Source organism: Pseudomonas sp. NY15356 (genome assembly GCF_048068175.1).
GTDB classification, from domain to species: Bacteria; Pseudomonadota; Gammaproteobacteria; order Pseudomonadales; family Pseudomonadaceae; genus Aquipseudomonas; species Aquipseudomonas putida_K.
Window position 1 is genome coordinate 1 of record NZ_JBLUPW010000104.1, and the last position, 283, is coordinate 283.

General features: G+C 63.3%; 1 protein-coding gene. It reads right to left on the minus strand.

What is annotated here, in order from left to right; all coding sequences use genetic code 11:
- Positions 1 to 283 (minus strand): immunoglobulin-like domain-containing protein (locus ACNFCI_RS24135; RefSeq protein WP_416768447.1); only part of this gene is annotated, 283 nt, incomplete at both ends.

Below are 283 nucleotides of genomic sequence, written 5' to 3' on the forward strand. Positions count from 1 at the left end.
TGGCGTCGCGGTCAGGGTGACGCTGGTGGTGTCGACCGAATCGGTGATGACGGTTTCGGCAGGCGCTGGGTTCGGCGTCAGCTGCTCGAAGTTGCCGCCGGTGGCGCCGGTGATGGTGGTGCTGACGGTGCTGCCATTGTTGTAGACATCATTGGCCGGAGTCTGGAAATCGACGGTACCGGTGGTTTCGCCGGCCTTGATGGTGATGGTCTGGCCGTTGGACAGGGTCACGGTGACCGGTGTTTGCGCCGGATTGCTCAGGGTGGCGGTGTAGGTGATCACG